This window comes from Corallococcus interemptor (assembly GCF_003668875.1).
Taxonomy (GTDB): domain Bacteria; phylum Myxococcota; class Myxococcia; order Myxococcales; family Myxococcaceae; genus Corallococcus; species Corallococcus interemptor.
In genome coordinates, this window is the sequence record NZ_RAWM01000093.1 from 1 (window position 1) to 20,930 (window position 20,930).

A 20,930-nucleotide genomic window follows, 5' to 3' on the forward strand; every position below is an offset into this window, starting at 1 on the left:
GGCGCAGGAAGGCGTCCGGGTGGGGCTTGCGCGCCCGGCGGGCGCGGAATGGAAAAAGAGGTGGAGGGAAGCCCGGGATGCGCCGATTGTTCGGCTTCCATCCGCCCGGAGTACGTTCGCGCGGATACAGCCTTTTCCGGAGCCCCCTTGATTCCCTATTGGCACGCCCCCTCGTTCAAGCTGGGGCCCCTGGAGCTGAACCCCTTCAACGTCTTCGTGGCGGCGGGCATCCTCTTGGCTGCCCGGCTGCTGACGAAGCAGGCGGAGCGCGAGGGGTTGGATCCGAACCCGCTGGCGGACTTCGCGATGTGGGGGGTGGCGGCCGGCATGCTCTTCGGCCACTGGGTGCACCTGTTCTTCTACCACCCGGAGGAACTGTCCAAGAGCCCGTTTCAAATCTTCCGGTTCTGGGATGGCCTGTCGTCCTTTGGCGGCCTGTTGGGCGGCATCCTGGCGGCGGTGGTGTTCTTCCGGGTGAAGAAGCTGCGCTTCAACGACTACGCGGACAGCTTCGCGCTGGGCGTGGCGCCGGGCTGGGCGGTGGCGCGGCTGGGGTGCTTCGCGGTGCACGACCACCCGGGGAAGCTGACGGACTTCTTCCTGGCGGTGCAGTTCCCCAACGGCAACCGGCACGACCTGGGCTTCTACGACGCCGTGGTGCTCTTCGCGATCTCCGCCCTGCTGTACGCGCTGCGCGACGCGCCGAAGATGAAGGGCCGGCTGCTGCCGCTGCTGGCGCTGCTGTACGCGACGTCGCGCTTCTGCCTGGACTTCCTGCGGGCCACGGACCTGTCGTACGTGGACGCGCGCTACTTCGGCCTGACGCCGGCGCAGTACGGCAGCCTGCTGCTGGTGGCGTACGGACTGTGGGGCCTCTTGCGCAAGCAGGCGCCGAGCGCGTCCTCGCAGAAGCCGTCCGCGCCACAGGGCCGGGTGGAGACGGCGCGCTAGCCGCGCGCCACGTTTCGCTTTTCGGGGGGTGTTCGCGTGAAGGCACTGGCGTACGACGCGCTGATGGCGCCGCTGGGCTGGGTGGGGCTGAACGCCGCCCGGCGGCAGCTGGTGGAAGGGCTGTCCGGCAAGGTGCTGGAGGTGGGCGCGGGCACGGGCCTGGCGCTGCCGGGCTACCCGGACACGGTGACCGCGGTGACGGCGGTGGACGTGGACCTGGGGGCGCTGGTGCGCGCCCGGTCCCGGAAGAGCGGCGTGGCGCTGCTGCAGGCGGACGCGCAGGCGCTGCCGTTCACGGACGGCTCGTTCGACGCGGTGGTGTCCAGCCTGGTGTTCTGCTGCGTGGACGCGCCGGCCACGGCACTCTCGGAAGTGATGCGCGTGCTCAAGCCGGGCGGGGAGCTGCGCCTGCTGGAGCACGTGCGGGCACCGAACCCGACCCTGGCCACCGCGCAGGACCTGCTGACCCCCGCGTGGCGGAAGCTGACCGGCGGCTGCCGCCTCAACCGCGACACCTTCCGCCTGGTGCGGACCGCGGGCTTCCACATCCTCCGGCGCGAGCAGCGCCTGGGCGGCGTGGGTGAGTTCATCGTCGCACGTCGGCCCTGAACGGGGTTCGGGCGACCCGTCCCGGGGTCTCACCCGACCTGCCAGGAAGGATTCCCGGAAGGGATGTCAGAGGTCTCTTTAGGATGGCTTCCAACCCCATCCCGTGAGGTCCTGACGCATGACTCGCATCCTTCCCTCCCTTGTCGCGGTGTTGCTGTTCGCTGGCTGTGGACCCGAAGCCACCTCGGGTTCCGAGCCCGACCTCGTGAGTGCTCCGGCCTCGCTGGAGGACTCCAGCCGCCATTCGCGTGAGGGCTCCGTGCGGCTGTCCACCGGCGTCACGCTCCGCTACGTGGAGCAGGGCCGCCAGGACGGACCCGTCGTCGTCTTCCTGCACGGCTATACGGACTCGCATCACACGTGGGACCTGGACCTGCCGCGCTTCCCTCGCGACTTCCACATCTACGCGCTGGACCAGCGCGGTCATGGGGACTCGTCCCGCCCGGCGTGTTGCTACACGCAGCAGTCCTTCGCGAAGGACGTGGTGGCGTTCCTCGACGCGAAGCGCGTGTCGCGCGCCGTGCTCGTGGGCCACTCCATGGGCAGCTTCATCGCGCAGCAGGTGGCGCTGGACTACCCCCACCGCGTGAAGGGGCTCGTGCTCGTGGGCTCCGCGCCCACCGTGGCCGGCAATGAAGTGGCCCTGGGCCTCAAGGAGGTCGTGGACACGCTGACCGACCCCGTGGACCCCGCGTTCATCCACGAGTTCCAGGCCAGCACCTTCTACGCGCCCGTGCCGGAGTCCTATCTCAACACCGTGGTCGCGGAGAGCTCCAAGGTGCCCGCGCGCGTGTGGCAGGACGCGCTGGATGGGCTCATCGCGGAGGACCACTCCGCGCGCCTGGGCCGCATCCGCGTGCCCACGCTGATCATCGGCGGGGACCACGACGGCTTCTTCTCCGTGGAGGAGCAGCGCGCCCTGGCCCGCGCCATCCCCAACTCCAAGTACCTGCTCTACCCGGAGACCGGCCACGCGCCGCACGCCGAGCGCCCGCAGCGCTTCGTGAACGACGTGCACCACTTCCTCAAGCGCCTGTAGTCCTCGCGCGCCTCAGGCTCCGGCGGCTCCGGGCTCCACCGGGCGGCCGGGGTCTCCGCGGGCCAGCACCACCACCGCCACCAGGATGAGCAGGCCGCCCAGGCCCTGCCGGAGCGACAGCCGCTCGCCCAGGAAGATGGCGCTCAGCACCACCGCCATCACCGGCTCCAGCGTGGAGAGCAGCGACGTGTTCACCGGGCCAATGCGCTTGAGGCCCGCGAAGAACGTGAGCATGGCCACCACCGTGGACAGCAGCGCCAGCCCCACCACCGCGGCCCAGCCTCCCGGCGTCTGCGGAAAGGCCGGCCCCTTCACCAGCATCAACGCGCCAAAGGCGACGCCCGCGGACAACGGGACGACGGTGCTCGCGGCGAGCGGCCCCGCCGGCCCGGCGATGCGCGCGCTCGACAGGACGTAGAGCGCGTAGATGACCGCCGACAGCACGCCCAGGCCAATGCCCAGCGGCTTCGCGTCCGGTCCGGGGTCCACCGTGAGCGCCGTGCCGCACAGGGCCAGCGCCACCGCCAGCCAGCGGCGGCGGCTCAGGTGCTCGCGCCCCAGGGCCACCTGGATGAGGGCCACCAGCGCGGGGAAGAGGTAGAGCAACAGCGCCACCAGCCCGGCGGACGCGTGCTGGAGCGCGATGAAGTAGACGCTGCCTTCCGTGAAGTAGCCCACCGCGCCCAGCGCCACCAGGCCCCACAGCAGGCGGCCCCGGGGCCACGTGCCGCCCTTCGCCACCATCACGACCGCGAGCACCAGCCCCGCCAGCGTGAAGCGCAGGAAGAGCAGCGTGGGCATGTCCGTGCCCGCCGCGTAGGCCAGGCGCGCGAACAGACCCAGCGCGCCAAAGGATGCGCCGGACAGGGCGACGAGGAGGAAACCGGCGGTGCGGGTCCGCATGGCGCTTGGGGCGCGCCCGGCTACCAGTTCTTCACGGAGCCCAGGTCGAACACGTCCGGGAAGCCGCCCTTGCGCAGCAGCTCCGCGGCCACCGCGCTGCGGCCTCCCGCGGCGCAGTACACCACCACGGGCGTGCCCACCGGGCCCACCTCGGAGAGGCGCTGGGCCAGCACCTGCACGGGGATGTTGCGAGCGGCGTCCGGGTGTCCCTGCTGGAACTCCTCCGGGGTGCGCACATCCAGCAATACCGCGCCCTTCGCCACGAGTTCGTGGGCCTTCTGCGACCGTTCCTGAGGCGTCATGCGCCCCATTCAATCAAAGCCCGGGGCCCCGCCGGGCTGAAAACTGGAGGCCGCCGCACCGGGCGCTACAGTCCTGTACCGATACCCATGCGACTCGACAAGCTCACCTTGCTCCACCAACTGTCCGAGCGGCTCCAGCAGAGCGACCGGCTGGCCCACCGCGCCGAGGCCGACGCCCGCGAGGCCGCCCGCAGCCTCGCCACGGAGTCCGAGAAGAAGGAGGACGGCCGCGCCGCCATCGAGTACGGCAGCCTCGCCACCGGCCAGGCCAACCGCGCCCGCCGCCTTCAAGAAGAGCTGCAGGCGCTCACCGCCTTCGGCCAGAAGGAGCTGCCGCGCTTCCCCCGCCAGGGCCCCGTGGGCCTGGGCGCCCTGGTGGACTGCAGCACGGAAGACGAGGACGGCTTCGCCGAGCGCACCTTCTTCGTGCTCCCCGCCGGCGCGGGCACCGAGCTCACCGGCCCCGGCGGCGACGGCTTCCTCTCCGTCATCACCCCCAGCTCCCCCGTGGGCCGCGCGCTGCTGGGCAAGAAGGCCGGCGACACCGTGGAGGTGACGCTCGCCGGTGAAGTGCGTGAGTGGACGGTGCTGGAGGTCGCCTGACCCGACGCGGGGCGCCTACTCGGCGCCTACTCGCCCTGGGTGGGCCCCGGCGCCGCGTGCGCGATGAGCCACTCCTCCGGGATGTCGCCCCGGGGCAGCTCCAGGATGAACGTGGAGCCCTCTCCCGGCGTGCTGACGGCGCTCACCGTGCCGCCGAACGCCTCGACAATCTGGCGCGTGATGTAGAGCCCCAGGCCCAGGCCGCCGTAGTGCCGGTCGCTCACCGCGCGCTCGAAGCGCTCGAAGATGCGCGCCAGGTCATCCGGCGCGATGCCGATGCCGTGGTCCTTCACGGTGAGCCGCGCGAGCGTGCCGTTCGCCTCCACGCTGACGATGACGGGCTGGCCCGCGCCGTACTTGAGCGCGTTGGACACCAGGTTCGTCACCACCTGCTCCAGCCGCAGCCGGTCCCACCGGCCCACCACCGGCACCGGGGCCTCCAGCCCCAGCTCCGTGCCGGCCTGCGCCGCCGCGGCGGAGAAGCGGTAGAGGATTTCGGCGGCCACGCTCGCCAGGTCCATCTCCTCCAGCTCCAGGCGCAGCCGGCCCGCGGTGATGCGCGACACGTCCAGCAGGTTGTCCACCAGCCCCGACAGCCGGCGCACCTGGCGCTGCACCACGTCCAGCGCCTCCGCGACGCGGTCGGTGGGCACGTCCTTGCCCTCGCGCGCCAGGTTCACCACCTGCTTCTGCAGCAGCTGCACCTTGAGGCTCAGCGGCGTGAGCGGCGTCTTCAGCTCGTGGCTCGCGATGCCCAGGAACTCGTCGCGCTGGCGCACCGCTTCGCGGGCCTCGCGGTACAGCCGCGCGTTCTCCAGGTAGAGCGCGAGGCGGTGGGCCAGCTCCGTGAGCAGGTGCTCTTCCTCCGCGCCAAAGACCCGCAGCACGTTGGAGCGCAGCACCATCAGCGCGCCCAGCGTGCCGCCGCGCGCGCCCAGCGGCACGCTCAGGCAGCCGTGCGGCCCCAGCTCGCGCAACAGCCGCGCGTGCTCCGCGTCCCGCGCGATGGCCACCACGTGCTCCTCGGACAGGATGGGCAGCCGCCCCACCGCTCCGGACGCGAACGCCCGGGGCAGCCCGCCCGGCGCGGAGGGGTCCGCCGGAGAGCGCGTGAGCACGTCGCGCAAGAGCGCGTGCCGGCCCGGGTCCGCGTGCAGTGACGCCGCCACGCGCAGCACGTCCTCGCCGGCGGTGCCCTTGCTCCGGAGGATGAGCAGCGCCCCCTCTCCCAGCGCGGGCACCAGCAGCTTGAGCAGCGGCTCCAGCCGCGCCTCCGCGTCCACCGACGTGCCCAGGAGCGACCCGGCCTCCGCCAGCAGGCGCGACGCGTCCAGCACCGGGGCGGCCAGCGCGTCCACCGCGTGCGTGCGCACGAGCGCCGCCGCGACCTGCCCGTCTCCGCCCCGCACCGGCACCGCCGTGCAGCGCAGCGCGGCGCGCACGCCATCCGGACGCAGCACGTGCCACACGGAGGCGTCCACCAGCTCGCCCGCCAGCGCTCGCGCGAGCGGTGAGTCCTGCGACGGCAGCGGTGTGCCGTCCTCCCGCACCCATTCGCACCCGGGCAGGCGGGCGTGCTCGATGTGGAGGGGAACCGGGATGCCGAAGTGCGCCGCGGCTTGTGAGTTGAAAACAGTCACACGGCCCGTGCATTCAACGAGCACAACGCCTTCCGCGTCCATGACGCGCGTCGACAGGGGCGGGACATCCCCATCCATCACGCGGGCCTCCAGGGCGGGAGAGGTGATGCCGGACATGCCAAGGCTTTCCGCACGCATCATGGTGTCATCTCCGCCTCCCAGAAAGAAAGGAAGACAGGACCCGTGGGCCACTCCATCCTCAAGGACAGGGAATGCTTCCCATCCGCACGCTCTTCCCGTGGGCCCCCTTGCCTGCATGGCGGCGATCCTCAATCGTTCGACTGTTCACGTCCGTGATCCGGATGTTCCGTCCGCACGGCCAAGTTCTTCCACCGCGAGTCCCCTGAATGCAGATGCCGTTCCCCCGGCCTGATGGCACCACCCCCACCGAGCGCCGCTTCCGTCAGGTCATCGACACGCTCCAGGAGGTCGTGTTCCAGACGGACATGGAGCGACGGTGGGTCTTCCTCAATCCCGCGTGGACCGAGGTGACGGGCTTCCCCGTGGAGGAGAGCCTGGGCCGCAGCGCGCTGGACTTCGTGCACCCGGACGACCGGGAGCGCACGCTGGGCGTGTGCCAGACCCTGCTCACGCGCGAGCGCGAGTTCGTCCAGCACGAGGTGCGCTACCTCACGCGCGACGGCGGCTTCCGCTGGGTGGACGTGTTCGCGCGGGTGACCATCGACGAGGACGGCACGCTCCTGGGCATGGCGGGCACGCTCAACGACATCACCGAGCGCAAGCGCACGAGCGACGCGCTCGCCCGGCGCGAGCGCTACCTCACCGCCCTGGTGGACATGCAGCAGCGCCTGCTGTCGGTGTCGGAGGGCGGCGACCTGTACGGCACCGCGCTGGCCCCGCTGGGGCAGGCCTCCGGCGCCAGCCGCGTCTACGTCTTCGAGACGCACACCGACGCGCAGCGCGCGCTCTTGTGCAGCCAGCGCGCGGAGTGGTGCGCGCCCGGGGTGGTTGCGGAAATCGACAACCCCATGCTCCAGGGCCTGCCGATGAAGCCGGACCTGGAGCGCTGGATCCCCCTGCTGGAGCGCGGCGAGGTCGTCGCCGGGCGCGTGGCGGCCTTCCCCTCCAGCGAGCGGGCGCTGTTGGATCCGCAAGGCGTGCTGTCGCTGCTGGTGCTGCCCCTGCGCGTGCAGGGACGGCTGGTGGGGTTCGTGGGCTTCGACAACTGCTTCGAGGCGCGCGAGTGGGACCGGCTGGAGGTGGACCTGCTGTCCGCGGCCAGCGGCGCCATCTCCGTGGCGCTGGAGCGGCGCGCGTCCGAGCGGGCGCTGCGCGAGCACGAGCACCGCTTCCGCCAGCTGGCGGAGAACGCGTCGGACGTGCTGTACCTGTACCGGCGGGAGGCGCCGCGCGGCTTCGCGTACGTCAGCCGCGTGGCGCACGCGAAGCTGGGCCTGGGGCCGGAGGCGCACTACGCGGATCCGGAGCTGTGGTACCGGCAGGTGCACCCGGAGGACCGGGCCGCGCTGGAGCGGCTCCTGGAGTCGCCCCAGTCCGTGGACGGCGCCACGGTGGAGCTGCGCTTCCTGCGCCCCGACGGCAGCCTCCTGTGGCTGGAGCACGTGGTGGCGCCGGTGACGGACGCGGCGGGGCGTGTCGTCGCGGTGGAGGGCCTGGCGCGCGACATCACCGAGCGGCGGCAGGTGGAGGAGGCGCTGAAGCGCTCCGAGGCCAGCCTGCGCGCCCTCATGGAAGGCTTCCCCGACCCCGCGGCCATCGAGCGCGACGGCCACATCGTCTACGCCAACGCGGCGCTCGTCACGGCGCTGGGCTTCGCGCGCGCGGAGGAGCTGGTGGGCCGCCGGCTGTCGGAGTTCCTGGCGGACATGCCGGGCACGGGCGTGACGTCCGGGGACAGCACGCCGCTCACCAGCGAGCGAAGGCTGGTGCTGCGCGACGGGCGCACGCGCGTGGTGGAGCTGGCGTCGCTGCCCCTGCGCTTCGACGGCCAGCCCGCGGTGGTGTCCATCGCGCGGGACGTGACGGAGCAGCGCCAGCTGCAGGCGCGGCTGACGCTGGCGGACCGGCTGGCGTCGGTGGGCACGCTCGCGGCGGGCATCGCGCACGAAATCAACAACCCGCTGGCCTTCGTGGTCTCCAACCTGGGCTTCCTGTCGGACGAGTTCCGCCGCCACCTGTCCCCCGGCGTGCGCGGCGTGCGCCCGCCGGACGTGGCGGAGTGGCAGGAGGTGCTGGGCGAGGCGTGCGAGGGCGCCGAGCGCGTGCGCCAGATTGTCCGTCAGCTGAAGACGTTCTCGCGGCCGGACGAAGAGCGCATGACGCCGGTGGACGTGCACGCGGTGCTGGACTCGGTGGTGATGATGGCCGCCAATGAAATCCGCCACCGCGCGCGGCTGCGCCGGGACTACGGCGACGTGCCGCAGGTGATGGCCAACGAGGGCCGCCTGTGCCAGGTGTTCCTCAACCTGGTGGTGAACGCGGCGCAGGCCATTCCGGAGGGCTCCGCGCACGGGCATGAAGTGGTGCTCATCACGCGCGTGTCCGGCGGGCAGGTGGTGGTGGAGGTGCGCGACACGGGCAGCGGCATCGCGCCGGAGGTGATGGGGCGCATCTTCGACCCGTTCTTCACCACCAAGCCCGTGGGCGTGGGCACCGGCCTGGGGCTGTCCATCTGCCACGGCATCATCACGGGGATGGGCGGAGACATCCAGGTGGAGAGCACCGTGGGCCAGGGCAGCACGTTCCGCGTGGTGCTGCCCGCGCCCCAGCCCGACCCCGCCGTCCGCGCGCCGGACGCCCCCGAGCCCGCCGCGCCCGTGGTGCCGCGAGGCCGCGTGCTGGTGGTGGACGACGAGCCCGCGGTGGGCCGCGTGCTGCAACGGCTGCTGCGCGGCCACGACGTGGAGGTGGCCACCAGCGGCCGCCAGGCGCTGGAGCGCATGTCGCGGGCGCCGGGCTTCGACGCGGTGCTGTGCGACGTGATGATGCCGGACCTCGCCGGCCGCGACGTGTACGAGGCCGTGCGGCGCGAATACCCGGGCCTGGAGCGCCGCTTCGTCTTCGTGTCCGGCGGCGCGTTCACCGCGGGCGCGCGCGAGTTCCTGGAGCGCATCCCCAACCCGCTGCTGGAGAAGCCCTTCGACGAGGCCCGCGTGCGCGGCGCCGTGGAGGAGCTGGTGCGGCACGGTCCGCCGGATGCCGCCTGACGCGACCCCATCGGTCATCGGGAGGAGGGTCCTCCCGCTGACCGATGCGCCCCCGTGACGGGTCTGCGAGCGTGTGCTCGTCCGCTCGCACCCCTTGGGGGAAGGTCCGTCGCGCATGAACCGCACCAAACTGTTGCTGACCCTCGCTGGCCTGTTGTTCGTGGGCGCGCTCGCGCTCGACGCGCGCTCGTTCTTCGCGAAGACCTCGTCGCACCCGCCCGTCGTCGACGACCGGCTCCCCAACGGGCACCTCCACCGGCGCCCGCCGTCCCCCGTGGCCACGAGCACCGTGGACCAGACCCACACCGTGGTGCAGCCCGGTGAGTCGCCCGTCAACCTGGTGCTGCCCGTCGTCCTGGGTCAGCCCGCTTCCGGCCCGCTGGAGCTCACCGGCAAGCTGTCCGGCTCCTACGTGAAGACGGGCCCGGGCGAGGCCTTCGCCGTGTTCGAGCTGAAGGCGCGCGCCCCGGAGAAGCATGAGCGCGTGCCGGTGAACCTGGCGCTGGTGGTGGACCGCTCCGGCTCCATGGACGGCCCCAAGCTGGCGGACGCGAAGCGCGCGGCGCAGGAGCTGGTGCGGCAGCTCAAGGTGGGGGACCGGCTGGCGCTGGCGCACTACGGCTCCGACGTGACGGTGGAGCCCAGCGTGATGATCAACGAGCGCACGCGCGGCGAGCTGCTGGCCACCATCGAGGCCATCCGGGTGAACGGCGGGACGAACATGAGCGGCGGGCTGGTGGCGGGCGCCAACGCGGTGCACCCGTTCTCCAGCGACTTCCGGGTGACGCGCGCCATCCTGCTGAGCGACGGCGAGCCCACCGAGGGCGTGACGTCCAACGACGGCCTCTTCTCCGAGGTGGGCAAGCTGCGCGAGATGGGCATCACCGTGAGCGCGCTGGGCGTGGGCCAGGGCTTCAACGACACGCTGATGCGCGGCATGGCCGAGCGCGGCGGTGGCTTCTCCGGCTTCATCAGCGACTCCTCGCAGCTGGCCAGCATCTTCACCCGCGAGCTGGAGCAGGCCGCCGGCACCGTCGCGCGCGCCGTGACCCTGGTCCTCACCCTGCCGCCCGGCGTGAGCGGCGTGGAGGTGATGGGCCTGCCGTCCACGCGCGACGGCGACCTCCTGCGCATCCCCCTCTACGACATGACGAGCGGCCAGTCCGCGCGCGTGGTGGTGAAGCTGACGATGAACGCGCCCCAGGACGTGGCCAGCATGAAGGTGCTGGACGCCGAGGTGTCGTACGTGGACGTGGCCGCGGGCACGCCCAACCAGGTGAAGCTGGCGCTGGACGCGAAGGTGACGAACGACGCGCAGGTGGTGCACGCGAACCTGGACCGGGACGTGCGCGTCCACGCCATCCGCGCGCTGGGCACGCAGCAGCTGCAAGCGGCCGCGGAGGCGATGAAGAGTGGCGACCGCGCCGGAGCGCTCGACCTCTTGGGCAACGCCCGTCGGCTGTTCGGCGCTTCGGCGTCCGCGCTCTCCGGCGAGCTTGCGGACGTGGAGCAGACCCAGGCAGCCTATGGCAACGCCCGGAGCGACGCGGACGTGCGGGACGCGGCCATGTCGCTCAAGAAGAAGACGATGAAGAACTTCGGGCAGAACAACAGCTACTAGTCCCTCCCTACGGAGCCCGGTGCGCCATGTCGCTCTCCATCCAACTCATCCGGCGGGAGGACTTCGAGTCGCGCTGCCTGTCCGCGCTCGTGGGCGCCGGGGCCATGGCGATGGTGGCCGGCGTGGCGCGGCAGGTGCTGCACCTGTCGGTGGACCCGGGCGCCTTCGCGCTGATGGCGGCGGCCGTCACCGCGGTGAAGCCGAAGGCGTCGGAGAACGCGCTGATGCGCGTGGCCATGCTGCTGTTGCCCGCCCTGCCCTACGTGCTGGGCCTGCCGTCGTCCCTGCAGCACGCGGCGGCGGGCGCCATCGCCGCGGGCCTGCTGGCGTGGCGGGGCAACGGGCGCGACAGCGTGGGCACCCCGCTCCAGGTCGCGCTGTGCGCCGGGGCCGCCGCCGTCACCACCGCGCTGGGGCTGTACGTGCAGGAGGTCCTCCACGCGCGCTTCCTCCCGGCGCGGGGCTACTTCCCGCTGCTGGTGGACTACTCGGTGGTGGCGCTGTTCTGGAGCATCGGCACGCTGCCGGCGAACCTGGCCGTGGACCTGGACGCGGTGACCACCCGGGGCATGCGCCTGGAGGCCACGCTCACCGGCGAGGTGAAGGGCCTGGTGGCCCGGGCGCTCACGCTCTACCGCCAGTCCCAGGAGGAGGCGCGCAAATTGGCCAAGGGCGCGGGGCTGGAGAAGCTCCAGGCCGTGCTCGGCAAGCTGGCCCGGGACGCCTTCACCCTGGCCGAGTCCCACACCGAGCTGGAAGCGCAGCTGGCCTCCGCGTCCCAGGGGAGCGTGGACTCGCAGGTGCAGGAGTTGAAGAAGCGCGCCCAGGACGCGCAGGACGGCGTGGCCCGCCGCCAGCTGGAGCGCGCCGCCGCGTCGCTGGGTGAGGAGCTCAACCACCTGGACGCGCTGTCACGCCGCCAGGAGCGCCTGTTGGCGCAGCTGCACGCACAGGTGGCCCTGCTGGAGCGGGCCCGCGTGTGCTTCATCGGCGCCCGGGCCGGGTCTCCCCTGAGCGGGAACGACCGGGTCCAGGCGCTGGCCGACAAGCTCTCCGCGCTGGACCTGGAGTCCACCGGCGCGGAAGGCCCGGTGAACGCCCCGCGCGCCCCGGCGGGCCGCTCCCAGGCTTGAGGCCTAGGCCTTCGGCTTCGCAGCGGCGCGCGTGCGCTTGCGGGCCGGAGCGGCCTTCTTCGCCGCGACGACGCGGGGCGTGTGCAGTTCGCTGGCGATGCGCTGCTCAATCTCCTCGCGCGTGCGGCGGCTGACCTCCAGCGCGGCGTTGATGCGCTCGCGCACGACGTCCGCCTGCGCCTCCGCCGCGGCGCGGTACTCCGCGATGTCCCGGCGCAACTCCAGACGTCCCTCGCGGGCGTTGTTCGTGCCCCCCGTCTTGCGGGTGGCCGTCTTCCGCCGCGCGGGGCGATCCCCCGCCTGGGTCCCACTGCCCTGTTGTCCCTGTGCCTTGCGCGCCATGTCCCTGGCCCCCTCGTGCGATCGCACGCGTCTGTGGGCGGAAAGGTGGGGTGTGGGATTCCCGCATGGAAGCCTGCCCCCGGGTCGGACGGAGGCCGGGCGGCCAGACAATGTGCGGGCGCGGCAACAGAGAGGCTTCTCAATGCCTCCAGGAAGGCGCTAAGAGGACCCTCGCTGTTCCTGGGCCAAGGGCCCTCTTGACTGATAGGTCGGGGACAGCCGCATCACCCCATGGGCCGGGATGCGAGCAAGCCTTCGAGCCCTGCGCGCCCCGCCAGCCTGGGAGACGCGCCGGAGCGGAGAGTGAGGGAACATCCGTGGCGGTCTCTTTCCTGAACCGGAAGCACAACCTGGACCGGATGTCGCTGCGCGACCTGGTCTACTCGTTCTTCACCTATTACGCCGTCGTCGCGTACATCCTCATCGGCATCACCTGCATCGTGCTGTCGGTGAAGTGGTTCGAGGCGCCGGTACGCATGGGCGCGGCGGTGCTGCTGGCCACGGTGGCGTACCCGTTCGGCTGGTACCTCATCCACCGGTACATCCTGCACGGGCGCTTCCTCTACAAGTCCGCGGCGACGGCGGTGACGTGGAAGCGCATCCACTTCGACCACCACCAGGACCCGCACGACCTGCGCGTGCTCTTCGGCGCGCTGCACACCACGCTGCCCACCATCGCGCTGGTGCTCACGCCGATTGGCTACCTCATTGGCGGCAAGTCGGGCGCGGCGGCGGCGCTGGGCTGGGGCATGGTGACCACGTGCTTCTACGAGTTCTGCCACTGCATCCAGCACCTCAACTACGCCCCGCAGCAGAAGTGGCTCAAGGACATCAAGCGCCTGCACATGTCCCACCACTTCCACAACGAGCAGGGCAACTACGGCATCACGAACTACTTCTGGGACCGCGTGTTCGGCACGCTCTACGAGAAGGCGTCGGACAAGCCCAAGAGCCCCACCGTCTTCAACCTGGGCTACACGGCGGAAGAGGCGGCGAAGTACCCCTGGGTGGACAAGCTCTCCGGCGGCACGCGCGGTGACGGACACCCGCGCCGCTTCTGGGGCGCGGAAGGCCTGAGCGCGCCGGAAGCCTCCGGCGAACAGCAGACCTGATCATCCCTCCTTCGCTTCACCCCGGACCTCCCCGCGCACTTCGTTGCCGGGGAGGTCTTCGTTTTTCTCACGCGGACATCGGCTGGGCCTGTTCCTGCTCCTGCTCCTCGCGGAAGCGCTGGGCGGACAGGGGCGGCAGGGTGTGCACGCGCGCCACGAGGCACGCCGCGCTGCCGCCGGCCAGGTGGAACTGGTCCAGCCGCACGCTGACGGGCCGGCGCCCCAGGCCGCGCAGCACCGCCTCCACGCGGGGCACGCGCGCGCCGACGATGACGGTGTTGCCCACCTCCACCAGATTGAGCCCGAACGCGAGCGCGTCCTCGCGCGCGACGGGAACCACCTGCTGGATGCCCTCCGTGCGCTCCAGCATGCGCAGTGACTCCGGCGTGAAGGCCTCCGGACACACCAGCGCGGTGCCGTCCGACAGGACCGTGAGCGCGGTGTCCAGGTGGTAGAGGTACGGGTCGCACAGCTCCAGCGGCGTGACGGGCGCGGAGAGGAAGGCCTCCAGCACGCCCGCGGCGCGCTGCGTGGAGCGCATGCCCCAGCCCAGCAGGGCGCCCCGGCCCGAGGGCAGCATGGCCACGTCCCCGCCTTCGATGTGCACGCGCGCAGGCTCGATGACGTCGAAGCCGCGCCCGGCCAGCCACCGGGCGCGCGCGAGCTGCTCACCGCGCCGCTGTCCGTGGCGCATGGTGGCGAGCAGCGCGCGCAGCTCGCCCTCCTGGGAGACGAGCACCGCGTTGTCCTTGGCGAACACGGAGTCGAACGCGCCGTGGACGAAGGGCAGCTCGAAGAAGCCCGCGCCCGCGTCCCGCAGGGTCCGCAGGAATTCGCGGTGCTGCGTGCACGCGCGCCGCCACGCGACGGCGCCGGGCTTCATATGCGGGTTGATGTTCCAGGCGACCTGATACGCGCAGTCGCGGGAGCGGACATGGTCCTTTTCGCAACGCACCTGACTGACGGCGAAGGTGGCGGGAGCGATGTGGCCGGTGTGCAAGGTCATCCCCATACATGTGACCGGAAGGCACTCCCGCCTTCCGGTATGTGAAGAGAGGGTGCGCACCATGAGCGGGCTTGGCGAGGTGGCTGGGGAAGCGGGGATGGAGGACGCACGCCTGTCCGAACGGCTTCACCGGACCCTCTTGCGTTTCAACCAGCGGCGACTGGCGCCGGGCTTTCCCACCGAGGGCTGGCGAGCAGACGTGCAGGAAGAGACGCAGTTGCGGTTGCTCGAGGGTGAGTACGTGGAGGCGGAGCGGCAGCGCGTGGCGGCCTGGGCCGCCGAGGCACCGGAGGACGCGGACGGCTTCATCGCCTGGTTCGAGGACCTGAAGGAGTCCGGTCCCGGACAGCATGATCCGCTGTTCCCGTGGCTGGCCACGAAGGCCACGCGTGAGCAGATGGACTGGTTCCTCACGCAGGAGGTCGCGGGCGAGGCGGGCTTCGACGACCTGGTGGCGCTGACGCAGCTGCAGCTGCCCACGCGGGCGAAGCTGGAGCTGGCGCGCAACTACTGGGACGAGATGGGCCGCGGGCGCGAGGACGCGATGCACGGGCCGATGCTCGCGGAGATGGCCCGGAAGCTGGGGCTGAAGCCCACGGAGGAGGACACGGTGTGGGAAGCGCACGCGCTGGCGAACCTGCTCTGCGCGTTCGCGTTCAACCGCCGCTACACGTTCCACGCGGTGGGCGCGCTGGGCATCGTGGAGGAGACGGCGCCGGGCCGCACCGCGTGCGTCAACGAGGGCCTGAAGCGTCTGGGGTTCGACATGCGCGTGCGGCGCTATTACGCATTGCACTCCACGCTGGACGTGAAGCACTCGGAGACGTGGAACAAGGAGGTGCTGCGTCCGCTGGTGGAGGCGAACCCCGCGTGCGCGCGGCCCCTGGCGGAGGGCGCGCTGTTGCGGCTGATGGCGGGCGCGCGCTGCTTCGAGCGCTACCGCCATGAGCTGGGATTGGACCTGAAGACCCTCAGCTGAAGGCGCGGAGCCTGGCCGTCCTTCCCCTCGGGACCTTGCGCGTGTGCGCTGGGCTTTCCGGGCTTGGGGGGTGCGTTTTTCGGAGGACGGTCCGCGCGGGGGCAGGGATGCGCCGGGACGCGGGGGGACGCCAGCTTGGGGCGTTTCCGAAGGCCAGGCTGGAGGTCCCGATGTCCCTGTTCCGATTCGTCCCCGCCGCGGTGCTGCTCTTGACGGCGTGCGCTTCCCCGGGCACGTCGTTCGAGGAGGTCATGCACCGCAACGCGCCGATACAGCCGACGCGGCCGGATCCGCTCACCTACGGCACCCGGCCGGAGAACCCGGTGCGCGTGGGCTGGGGGGACAAGGGCGTGATGGCGTACTTCAAGCTGTTGCGCGGTCCGCAGGGACAGCCGGTGGCGTGGCGCCTCATGGGGGACTGCTGCGAGTTCACCGAGGTGGACGGCCAGGGCAAGAGCCAGGGCCGGCTGTCCATCTTCGAGGTGACGTACGAGGGATTGGACACGCCGGTGGTGCTCTACGTGGACGCCTTCACCGGCGGGAACGTGTACGCGCCCTGGGGCTTCCTGCTGGAGGGCCAGGGCGACGCGCCGCCGCCGTCCGGGACGGAGCCGGAGATCATCGACCTCTAGGCCGCCGTCGGACTCCTTGAATCCTTGAACTCAAAGGGATTCGTGCGGCCCCCTTCCGGGCGCGGCGGTTCGTGCCTAGATGCAGGGGTCGACGGGAGTGTGCCGTTCCCCCGGCGGTTGACCGTCACGCTTACAACCTCCCCGTGTGCATGGGAGGTGCAGCCCCCCTGGCGCTGAGCTAAGCGTTCGACCGCTCTCCCGACGGAGGAGGAACCGTGGCGGCTGTGAAGAAGAGGCGTTGGCCGTATGTGCTGGGAGGCATCCTCGCGCTCCTGGTTGTCATCGTGGCGGTGGTGCTGTGGCGCCTGGACGCCATCCTGCTGAAGACGGCGCGGGACCAGGCCGCCACGTACTCGCAGAAGCTGGGGCGCCCCATCGAGATTGGCGACGTCTCCACCAAGCTCTTTCCCTACGTGGGCGCTCGCATCCAGAACGTCAGCGTGGGCGCCGCGCAAGGCGAGGACCTGCCGCTCGCGGAGCTGAAGGACGTGACGGTGAGCGTGCAGGCGATGCCGCTGCTCACGTCCAAGGGCAAGGACATCCGCGTGAAGAACGCGGAGGTGTCCGGGCTCACCGTGAACGTCCTCCGCCTGGCGGACGGCACCACCAACGTGCAGCGCCTCCAGGAGAAGCTGGCCGAGCAGCAGCCGAAGGAGGAGACGCCGGAGGAGGAGTCGCAGCCCACGGACCTGTCGGGCGTGCACGTGGAGCGCGCGGCGCTCACCGACGGCGTCATCCGCTTCGTGGACCGCGCGGGCGGCGACAAGGCGCGCGAGCTGGCGGTGAAGGACCTGGACATCGAGGTGAAGGACCTGCGCGTGGGCCAGCCCTTGAAGGTGGACCTGGCGGCCGCGGTGCTCGCGGACAAGCAGAACTTGAAGATGACGCTCGCCGCGGCGCCGCTGCCCGCGACGCTCATCCCCACGCCGGAGCAGGTGACGCTGAAGGCGGAGCACATCGACCTGTCGCCGCTGGGGCCGTTCCTGCCCCCGGACGTGGGGCTGCAGGCGGGCACGCTGGACGCGGACTGGAAGGCGGACCTGGGCGGCGCGGTGCCCGGCGGCAAGGGCCCCACGAAGGTCGTGGGCGTCATCAAGGCGCTGGGGATGAAGTTCGCGGGTTCGGAAGGCGGCAAGGCGCTGGACGTGGTGCTCGACACGGACGTGACGGGCGACATGGCCACCGGTGACCTGGCGCTGGACAAGCTGAAGCTGGACCTGGGCCCCGCGGCCATCACGGGCCAGGGCAAGGTGAAGGGGCTGTTCACGGACAAGCCCGCGGTGGAGGGCTTCGAGCTGACGGGCCGCAACCTGGACCCCGCCGTGCTCGCCGAGTACTACCCGCCGCTGCGCAAGCAGCTCAACGGGATGATCGCCGGCCCCATTGGCCTGGACGTGCGCGGCAGCGGCACGCAGGAGGCGCAGGCCCTCAACATCGCGGTGGACCTGACGCCGGTGCGGCTGCGGGTGCCGGATCAGCTGACGAAGGACGCTGGCGGCGCCATGAAGCTGAACGCGACGGTGACGGGCGCGGCGGCGAGCGGCGGCGCGCTGCGCTTCGACGCGAAGGCGGACCTGAACGGCGTGGACATGCGGCCGGGCCTGCTGGTGAACAAGGCGCCGGGGCAGCGGCTGGAGGTCGCGGCGGCGGGCACGTACGCGCCGGCGAAGACGGGCAGCGGGATGACGGTGAACGTCAGCCGCATGAGCCTGGGCGCGCTGGAGGACACGGTGACGGGCACCGCCACGGTGACGCTGGCGGGCACGGGCAAGAAGGCCACGACGACGTTCAAGGCGGACGTGAAGGCCGCGAAGCTGGATGCGGAGAAGTTGTTGATGAGCGAGGAGGAGGTCCTGGCGCGTAACGGCGGCAAGCCCCCGCCGGAGCCGCCAGCGGAGCCGGCCAATCGCTTCAACGGCTACCGGGGTGACATCCAGTTCGCCATCGGGTCGCTGCGCTACACGGCGATGGACCTGTCCAACGTGACGGGCGTGGTGAAGATGGTGGACGACCTCATCACGGTGGAGAAGTTCTCGACGGGAATCTACGGCGGCAAGGTGGTGGCGGACGGGACGACCCTCCGCCTGGGGCCCGCGCCGGAGGCCCGGCCCTTCACGGCGAAGGTGCAGGTGCAGGGCCTGGAGGTCGCGCAGGCGCTGGCGGCGCGCACGCCGAAGCAGGTGCTGACGGGCAAGTTCAACGGCAACGTGGACGTGCAGGGCGTGGGCTACACGCCGGAGAAGCTGCAGCAGACGCTGCTGGGCGGCATCAACGGCAACCTCCTGGAGGGCACGTTCCTGGGCAAGGACCTGGTGTCCTCCGTGACGGGGCCGCTGGCCAAGGCGCTGCCCTTCGCGAAGGCGCTCAAGAGCGGCGATGTCACGTCGCTGGGCGGCGACCTGCCCTTCAGCGTGACCATCAAGAACGGCGTGGCGCAGCTGAGCAAGCCCATCACCTGGACGCGGCCGGAGGCGGCGATGAGCTTCGATGGCGGCATCGGGCTGGACGGCACGCTGGATTTGACGGGCGGGGTGTCGCTGACGCCCGCGACCATCAAGACGCTGACGGTGGGCAAGGTGACGCCGGCGGAGGCCATCCCGGTGGGGCTGAAGATCACCGGCAAGGCGTGGAGCCCGGAGGTGACGGGCATCGACGTGAAGCCCGCGGCGACGACCATCCTGAAGCTGGCCGGAGGGGCCGCGCTGAGCGGCGTGCTGGGTGAGAAGGGCAAGGCCGTGGAGGACATCATCACGGGCGGCCAGGACAAGGCCAAGGCCGAAGCGGAGGCGAAGCGTCAGGAGCTGGAGGCGCGCGCCAACGAGGAGAAGAAGAAGCTGGAGGAGCAGGCCCGCCTCGAGCAGGAGAAGGCCAAGCAGCGCGCCGAGGAAGAAGCGAAGAAGCGGCTCAAGGGCATCTTCGGCGGGAAGTAGCCGCCGGGAGTGTCCGGGTCGCGCGCACGCCGCGAGGTTCCTTCAGGGAGCTTCGCGGCGTGGCTGTTTCAGGGGCTGCCGTCGTAAGGTGGGTGGACGATGCCTACGCTGGAGCGGATTGAAGTCGCGGGGTTCAAGTCCATCCGAGAGATGGCACTCGAACTGCGCCCGATCAACGTCCTGATTGGTGCGAACGGCGCGGGGAAGAGCAACTTCATCTCCGTGTTCACGTTGCTCCAGCGGATGCGGGAAGGGCGGCTCCAGCAGCACGTCGCGCAGGCAGGGGGCGCGGACAGCCTGCTGCATTACGGACGGAAGCAAACGCCTCAAGCCCGGCTCAAGCTCGTCTTTTCGCAGCAGGCCACGCACCAATTCGAGCTGGCGCCCACCGATGATGACTCTTTCATCATCATCAATGAGTTCATCACGTCTCCAGACAGAACCCGTTCCAAGCCTCTCCCCTTTGCCACGACGCAACGGCCAATGCGAGAGGCCGGTTGGTCGCACTCACAAGCGCCCCGCCGCGATGAAATCTTCGCCAAGATCGAGAAAGAGGGGCGCCCAGGGGTTCAGCGTGCCATTGATGTGGTCAAGCGTTTCTTCGCCTCAATCGGTGGACTCTTCGACGGGCTCAAAGTCTACCACTTCCAAGACACAAGCTCGGGCGCACTGCTGAAACAGACCCAGAACATTGACGATAATGAAGCGCTTCGAGCGGATGCTTCAAACCTCGCCGCGTTCTTGTACCTCCTGCGAGAGAAGCACCCCGAAAGCTACCGACGTATCGTGGCTACGGTTCGACTCGCGGCGCCCTACTTCGACGACTTTCGCCTGCGCCCCAACCCTTTCAACGAACAGAAGATCCTGCTGGAGTGGTCAGAGCGCGACTCCGACGACTACTTCAACGCGCATGCGCTTTCAGATGGAACGCTTCGCTTCATCTGCCTCGCAACGCTCCTGCTCCAGCCTGAGTTGCCCCCGATGATCATTATTGACGAGCCGGAACTGGGCCTGCACCCCTACGCCATCCAGCTCCTCGCGGGCATGGTGCGCAACGCATCCCAGAAGTCGCAGCTCATCCTCTCTACGCAATCCGTGACGCTAGTGAATCAGTTCACGCCGGAAGACCTCGTCATCGTGGATCGCCAGGACCGCGCGTCCACCTTCCATCGTCCCACTGAGGAGGAGATCGCGTCTTGGTTGGAGAGCTACAGTCTGGGAGAGCTCTGGGAGAAGAACGTCCTGGGTGGCCGTCCGGGCTGAGTCATGAAGCGCATCCTCATCCTCGTTGAGGGGCAGACTGAGGAGACCTTCGTCCGCGAAGTGCTCGCGCCCCATCTGCTTCGCCTGGGACTGGCACTCATTCCTCGCCTGGTAGTCACCAAGTACGTCAAGGAAGGTGGCCGCTTCAAAGGCGGTGTTCCCCAGTACGCGCTCGTTCATGGGGACCTGCGACGCTTGCTTGGTGACACCGGCGCAATGTGCGTGACGTCGATGCTCGACTACTACGGCCTGCCCAAGGACTTCCCTGGACTCGCGACCCGTCCTCAAGGTGACTGCTACGCGCGCGTCGAGCATGTAGAGCGCGCCTTTGCTCAGGACATCGGCAATCGCCGCTTCCTTCCCCACCTGGTGCTGCACGAGTTCGAGGCCTTGCTGTTCACCGACCCTGGCCAGTGCTCTATCTCATTTTCCACCGAGGAGATCTCAAAGCTCCAGGCCATCCGTGCCAGCGTGCAGTCTCCCGAAGAGATCAACGAGCATCCAGACACGGCTCCCTCAAAGCGCGTCCTGGCTGTTTCTCCCGGCTTTCAGAAGACCCTGCACGGCCCACTGGCGGTGATGAGCATCGGGCTTCCCGCCATCCGCGCCGCGTGCCCTCACTTCGCCCAGTGGCTGTCGAAGCTCGAAGCCCTCGCGGAGGGATAATCTCGCAGGCC

General features: G+C 70.4%; 18 protein-coding genes. 13 read left to right on the forward strand and 5 right to left on the reverse strand.

Annotated features, from left to right (window positions below; genetic code table 11):
* Positions 1–147 precede the first annotated feature (147 nt).
* From D7X96_RS27120 to D7X96_RS27130, 3 genes are all read left to right on the forward strand, one after another.
* Positions 148–951 (forward strand): prolipoprotein diacylglyceryl transferase, encoded by an 804-nt coding sequence (locus D7X96_RS27120; RefSeq protein WP_120550799.1) that lies wholly within the window; start codon positions 148–150, stop codon positions 949–951.
* Positions 952–987: 36 nt separating this feature from the next.
* A complete protein-coding gene (locus D7X96_RS27125) occupies positions 988–1,560 on the forward strand; it encodes a class I SAM-dependent methyltransferase (RefSeq protein WP_121771077.1) in 573 nt (190 codons plus the stop codon).
* A gap of 118 nt (positions 1,561–1,678) precedes the next feature.
* Positions 1,679–2,599 carry an alpha/beta fold hydrolase gene (locus D7X96_RS27130; protein ID WP_120550797.1) on the forward strand — a complete coding sequence of 307 codons (921 nt, stop codon included), beginning with the start codon at positions 1,679–1,681 and terminating at the stop codon, positions 2,597–2,599.
* A 12-nt stretch (positions 2,600–2,611) separates the two neighbouring features.
* On the opposite strand, the gene D7X96_RS27135 is transcribed toward D7X96_RS27130, so the two are convergent.
* Positions 2,612–3,502 carry a DMT family transporter gene (locus tag D7X96_RS27135; RefSeq protein ID WP_120550796.1) on the reverse strand — a complete coding sequence of 297 codons (891 nt, stop codon included), beginning with the start codon at positions 3,500–3,502 and terminating at the stop codon, positions 2,612–2,614.
* A 20-nt stretch (positions 3,503–3,522) separates the two neighbouring features.
* Positions 3,523–3,804, reverse strand: coding sequence for a rhodanese-like domain-containing protein (locus D7X96_RS27140; protein ID WP_120550795.1), 282 nt, complete (start codon positions 3,802–3,804; stop codon positions 3,523–3,525).
* Between the two features lie 87 nt (positions 3,805–3,891).
* Here D7X96_RS27140 and D7X96_RS27145 point away from each other — a divergent pair, with 87 nt between their 5' ends.
* On the forward strand, positions 3,892–4,407 hold the full coding sequence (locus D7X96_RS27145) for a GreA/GreB family elongation factor (RefSeq protein ID WP_120550794.1): 516 nt from the start codon (positions 3,892–3,894) through the stop codon (positions 4,405–4,407).
* 26 nt (positions 4,408–4,433) lie between these two features.
* Here D7X96_RS27145 and D7X96_RS27150 read toward each other — a convergent pair whose 3' ends face one another.
* A complete protein-coding gene (locus D7X96_RS27150; RefSeq protein ID WP_244219742.1) occupies positions 4,434–6,164 on the reverse strand; it encodes a sensor histidine kinase in 1,731 nt (576 codons plus the stop codon).
* 230 nt (positions 6,165–6,394) lie between these two features.
* Here D7X96_RS27150 and D7X96_RS27155 point away from each other — a divergent pair, with 230 nt between their 5' ends.
* The 3 genes from D7X96_RS27155 to D7X96_RS27165 all read left to right on the forward strand — a co-directional run bounded on the left by D7X96_RS27155 (position 6,395) and on the right by D7X96_RS27165 (position 11,989).
* Positions 6,395–9,235, forward strand: coding sequence for a PAS domain S-box protein (locus D7X96_RS27155; protein WP_121771079.1), 2,841 nt, complete (start codon positions 6,395–6,397; stop codon positions 9,233–9,235).
* Positions 9,236–9,350: 115 nt separating this feature from the next.
* The gene (locus D7X96_RS27160; protein ID WP_121771080.1) at positions 9,351–10,856 is read left to right on the forward strand and encodes a vWA domain-containing protein; all 1,506 of its coding nucleotides are present in this window, start codon (positions 9,351–9,353) and stop codon (positions 10,854–10,856) included.
* Positions 10,857–10,882: 26 nt separating this feature from the next.
* A complete protein-coding gene (locus tag D7X96_RS27165) occupies positions 10,883–11,989 on the forward strand; it encodes a hypothetical protein (RefSeq protein ID WP_120550790.1) in 1,107 nt (368 codons plus the stop codon).
* 3 nt (positions 11,990–11,992) lie between these two features.
* Here D7X96_RS27165 and D7X96_RS27170 read toward each other — a convergent pair whose 3' ends face one another.
* Positions 11,993–12,331, reverse strand: coding sequence for a hypothetical protein (locus D7X96_RS27170; protein ID WP_233609823.1), 339 nt, complete (start codon positions 12,329–12,331; stop codon positions 11,993–11,995).
* Between the two features lie 359 nt (positions 12,332–12,690).
* On the opposite strand from D7X96_RS27170, the gene D7X96_RS27175 reads away from it, so the two are divergent.
* A complete protein-coding gene (locus D7X96_RS27175; RefSeq protein WP_121723228.1) occupies positions 12,691–13,443 on the forward strand; it encodes a sterol desaturase family protein in 753 nt (250 codons plus the stop codon).
* Between the two features lie 67 nt (positions 13,444–13,510).
* On the opposite strand, the gene D7X96_RS27180 is transcribed toward D7X96_RS27175, so the two are convergent.
* Positions 13,511–14,449 carry a dimethylarginine dimethylaminohydrolase family protein gene (locus tag D7X96_RS27180; RefSeq protein WP_120550789.1) on the reverse strand — a complete coding sequence of 313 codons (939 nt, stop codon included), beginning with the start codon at positions 14,447–14,449 and terminating at the stop codon, positions 13,511–13,513.
* Between the two features lie 97 nt (positions 14,450–14,546).
* Here D7X96_RS27180 and D7X96_RS27185 point away from each other — a divergent pair, with 97 nt between their 5' ends.
* The 5 genes from D7X96_RS27185 (at position 14,547) to D7X96_RS27205 (ending at position 20,919) form a co-directional block, all read left to right on the forward strand.
* Positions 14,547–15,428, forward strand: coding sequence for an iron-containing redox enzyme family protein (locus tag D7X96_RS27185; RefSeq protein ID WP_233609824.1), 882 nt, complete (start codon positions 14,547–14,549; stop codon positions 15,426–15,428).
* A 170-nt stretch (positions 15,429–15,598) separates the two neighbouring features.
* Positions 15,599–16,060 (forward strand): fibril protein, encoded by a 462-nt coding sequence (locus tag D7X96_RS27190; protein ID WP_121771081.1) that lies wholly within the window; start codon positions 15,599–15,601, stop codon positions 16,058–16,060.
* Positions 16,061–16,275: 215 nt separating this feature from the next.
* Positions 16,276–18,990: an AsmA family protein gene (locus D7X96_RS27195; RefSeq protein ID WP_121771082.1), complete on the forward strand. Its 2,715-nt coding sequence runs from the start codon at positions 16,276–16,278 to the stop codon at positions 18,988–18,990.
* A gap of 99 nt (positions 18,991–19,089) precedes the next feature.
* Complete coding sequence (locus D7X96_RS27200) at positions 19,090–20,253, forward strand: AAA family ATPase (protein ID WP_121771083.1); 1,164 nt, start codon at positions 19,090–19,092, stop codon at positions 20,251–20,253.
* A gap of 3 nt (positions 20,254–20,256) precedes the next feature.
* Entirely contained in the window at positions 20,257–20,919 is a 663-nt protein-coding gene (locus tag D7X96_RS27205) for a DUF4276 family protein (protein WP_121771084.1), read from the forward strand.
* Positions 20,920–20,930: the final 11 nt, after the last annotated feature.

Coding starts and splice junctions, on each gene's coding strand:
- D7X96_RS27160 (WP_121771080.1), top strand. CDS start 9,351: ATGAACCGCACCAAACTGTTGCTGACCCTCGCTGGCCTGTTGTTCGTG.
- D7X96_RS27170 (WP_233609823.1), bottom strand. CDS start 12,331: ATGGCGCGCAAGGCACAGGGACAACAGGGCAGTGGGACCCAGGCGGGG.
- D7X96_RS27155 (WP_121771079.1), top strand. CDS start 6,395: ATGCAGATGCCGTTCCCCCGGCCTGATGGCACCACCCCCACCGAGCGC.
- D7X96_RS27200 (WP_121771083.1), top strand. CDS start 19,090: ATGCCTACGCTGGAGCGGATTGAAGTCGCGGGGTTCAAGTCCATCCGA.
- D7X96_RS27135 (WP_120550796.1), bottom strand. CDS start 3,502: ATGCGGACCCGCACCGCCGGTTTCCTCCTCGTCGCCCTGTCCGGCGCA.
- D7X96_RS27205 (WP_121771084.1), top strand. CDS start 20,257: ATGAAGCGCATCCTCATCCTCGTTGAGGGGCAGACTGAGGAGACCTTC.
- D7X96_RS27165 (WP_120550790.1), top strand. CDS start 10,883: ATGTCGCTCTCCATCCAACTCATCCGGCGGGAGGACTTCGAGTCGCGC.
- D7X96_RS27145 (WP_120550794.1), top strand. CDS start 3,892: ATGCGACTCGACAAGCTCACCTTGCTCCACCAACTGTCCGAGCGGCTC.
- D7X96_RS27190 (WP_121771081.1), top strand. CDS start 15,599: ATGTCCCTGTTCCGATTCGTCCCCGCCGCGGTGCTGCTCTTGACGGCG.
- D7X96_RS27180 (WP_120550789.1), bottom strand. CDS start 14,449: ATGACCTTGCACACCGGCCACATCGCTCCCGCCACCTTCGCCGTCAGT.
- D7X96_RS27130 (WP_120550797.1), top strand. CDS start 1,679: ATGACTCGCATCCTTCCCTCCCTTGTCGCGGTGTTGCTGTTCGCTGGC.
- D7X96_RS27175 (WP_121723228.1), top strand. CDS start 12,691: ATGTCGCTGCGCGACCTGGTCTACTCGTTCTTCACCTATTACGCCGTC.
- D7X96_RS27185 (WP_233609824.1), top strand. CDS start 14,547: ATGGAGGACGCACGCCTGTCCGAACGGCTTCACCGGACCCTCTTGCGT.
- D7X96_RS27140 (WP_120550795.1), bottom strand. CDS start 3,804: ATGACGCCTCAGGAACGGTCGCAGAAGGCCCACGAACTCGTGGCGAAG.
- D7X96_RS27150 (WP_244219742.1), bottom strand. CDS start 6,164: ATGTCCGGCATCACCTCTCCCGCCCTGGAGGCCCGCGTGATGGATGGG.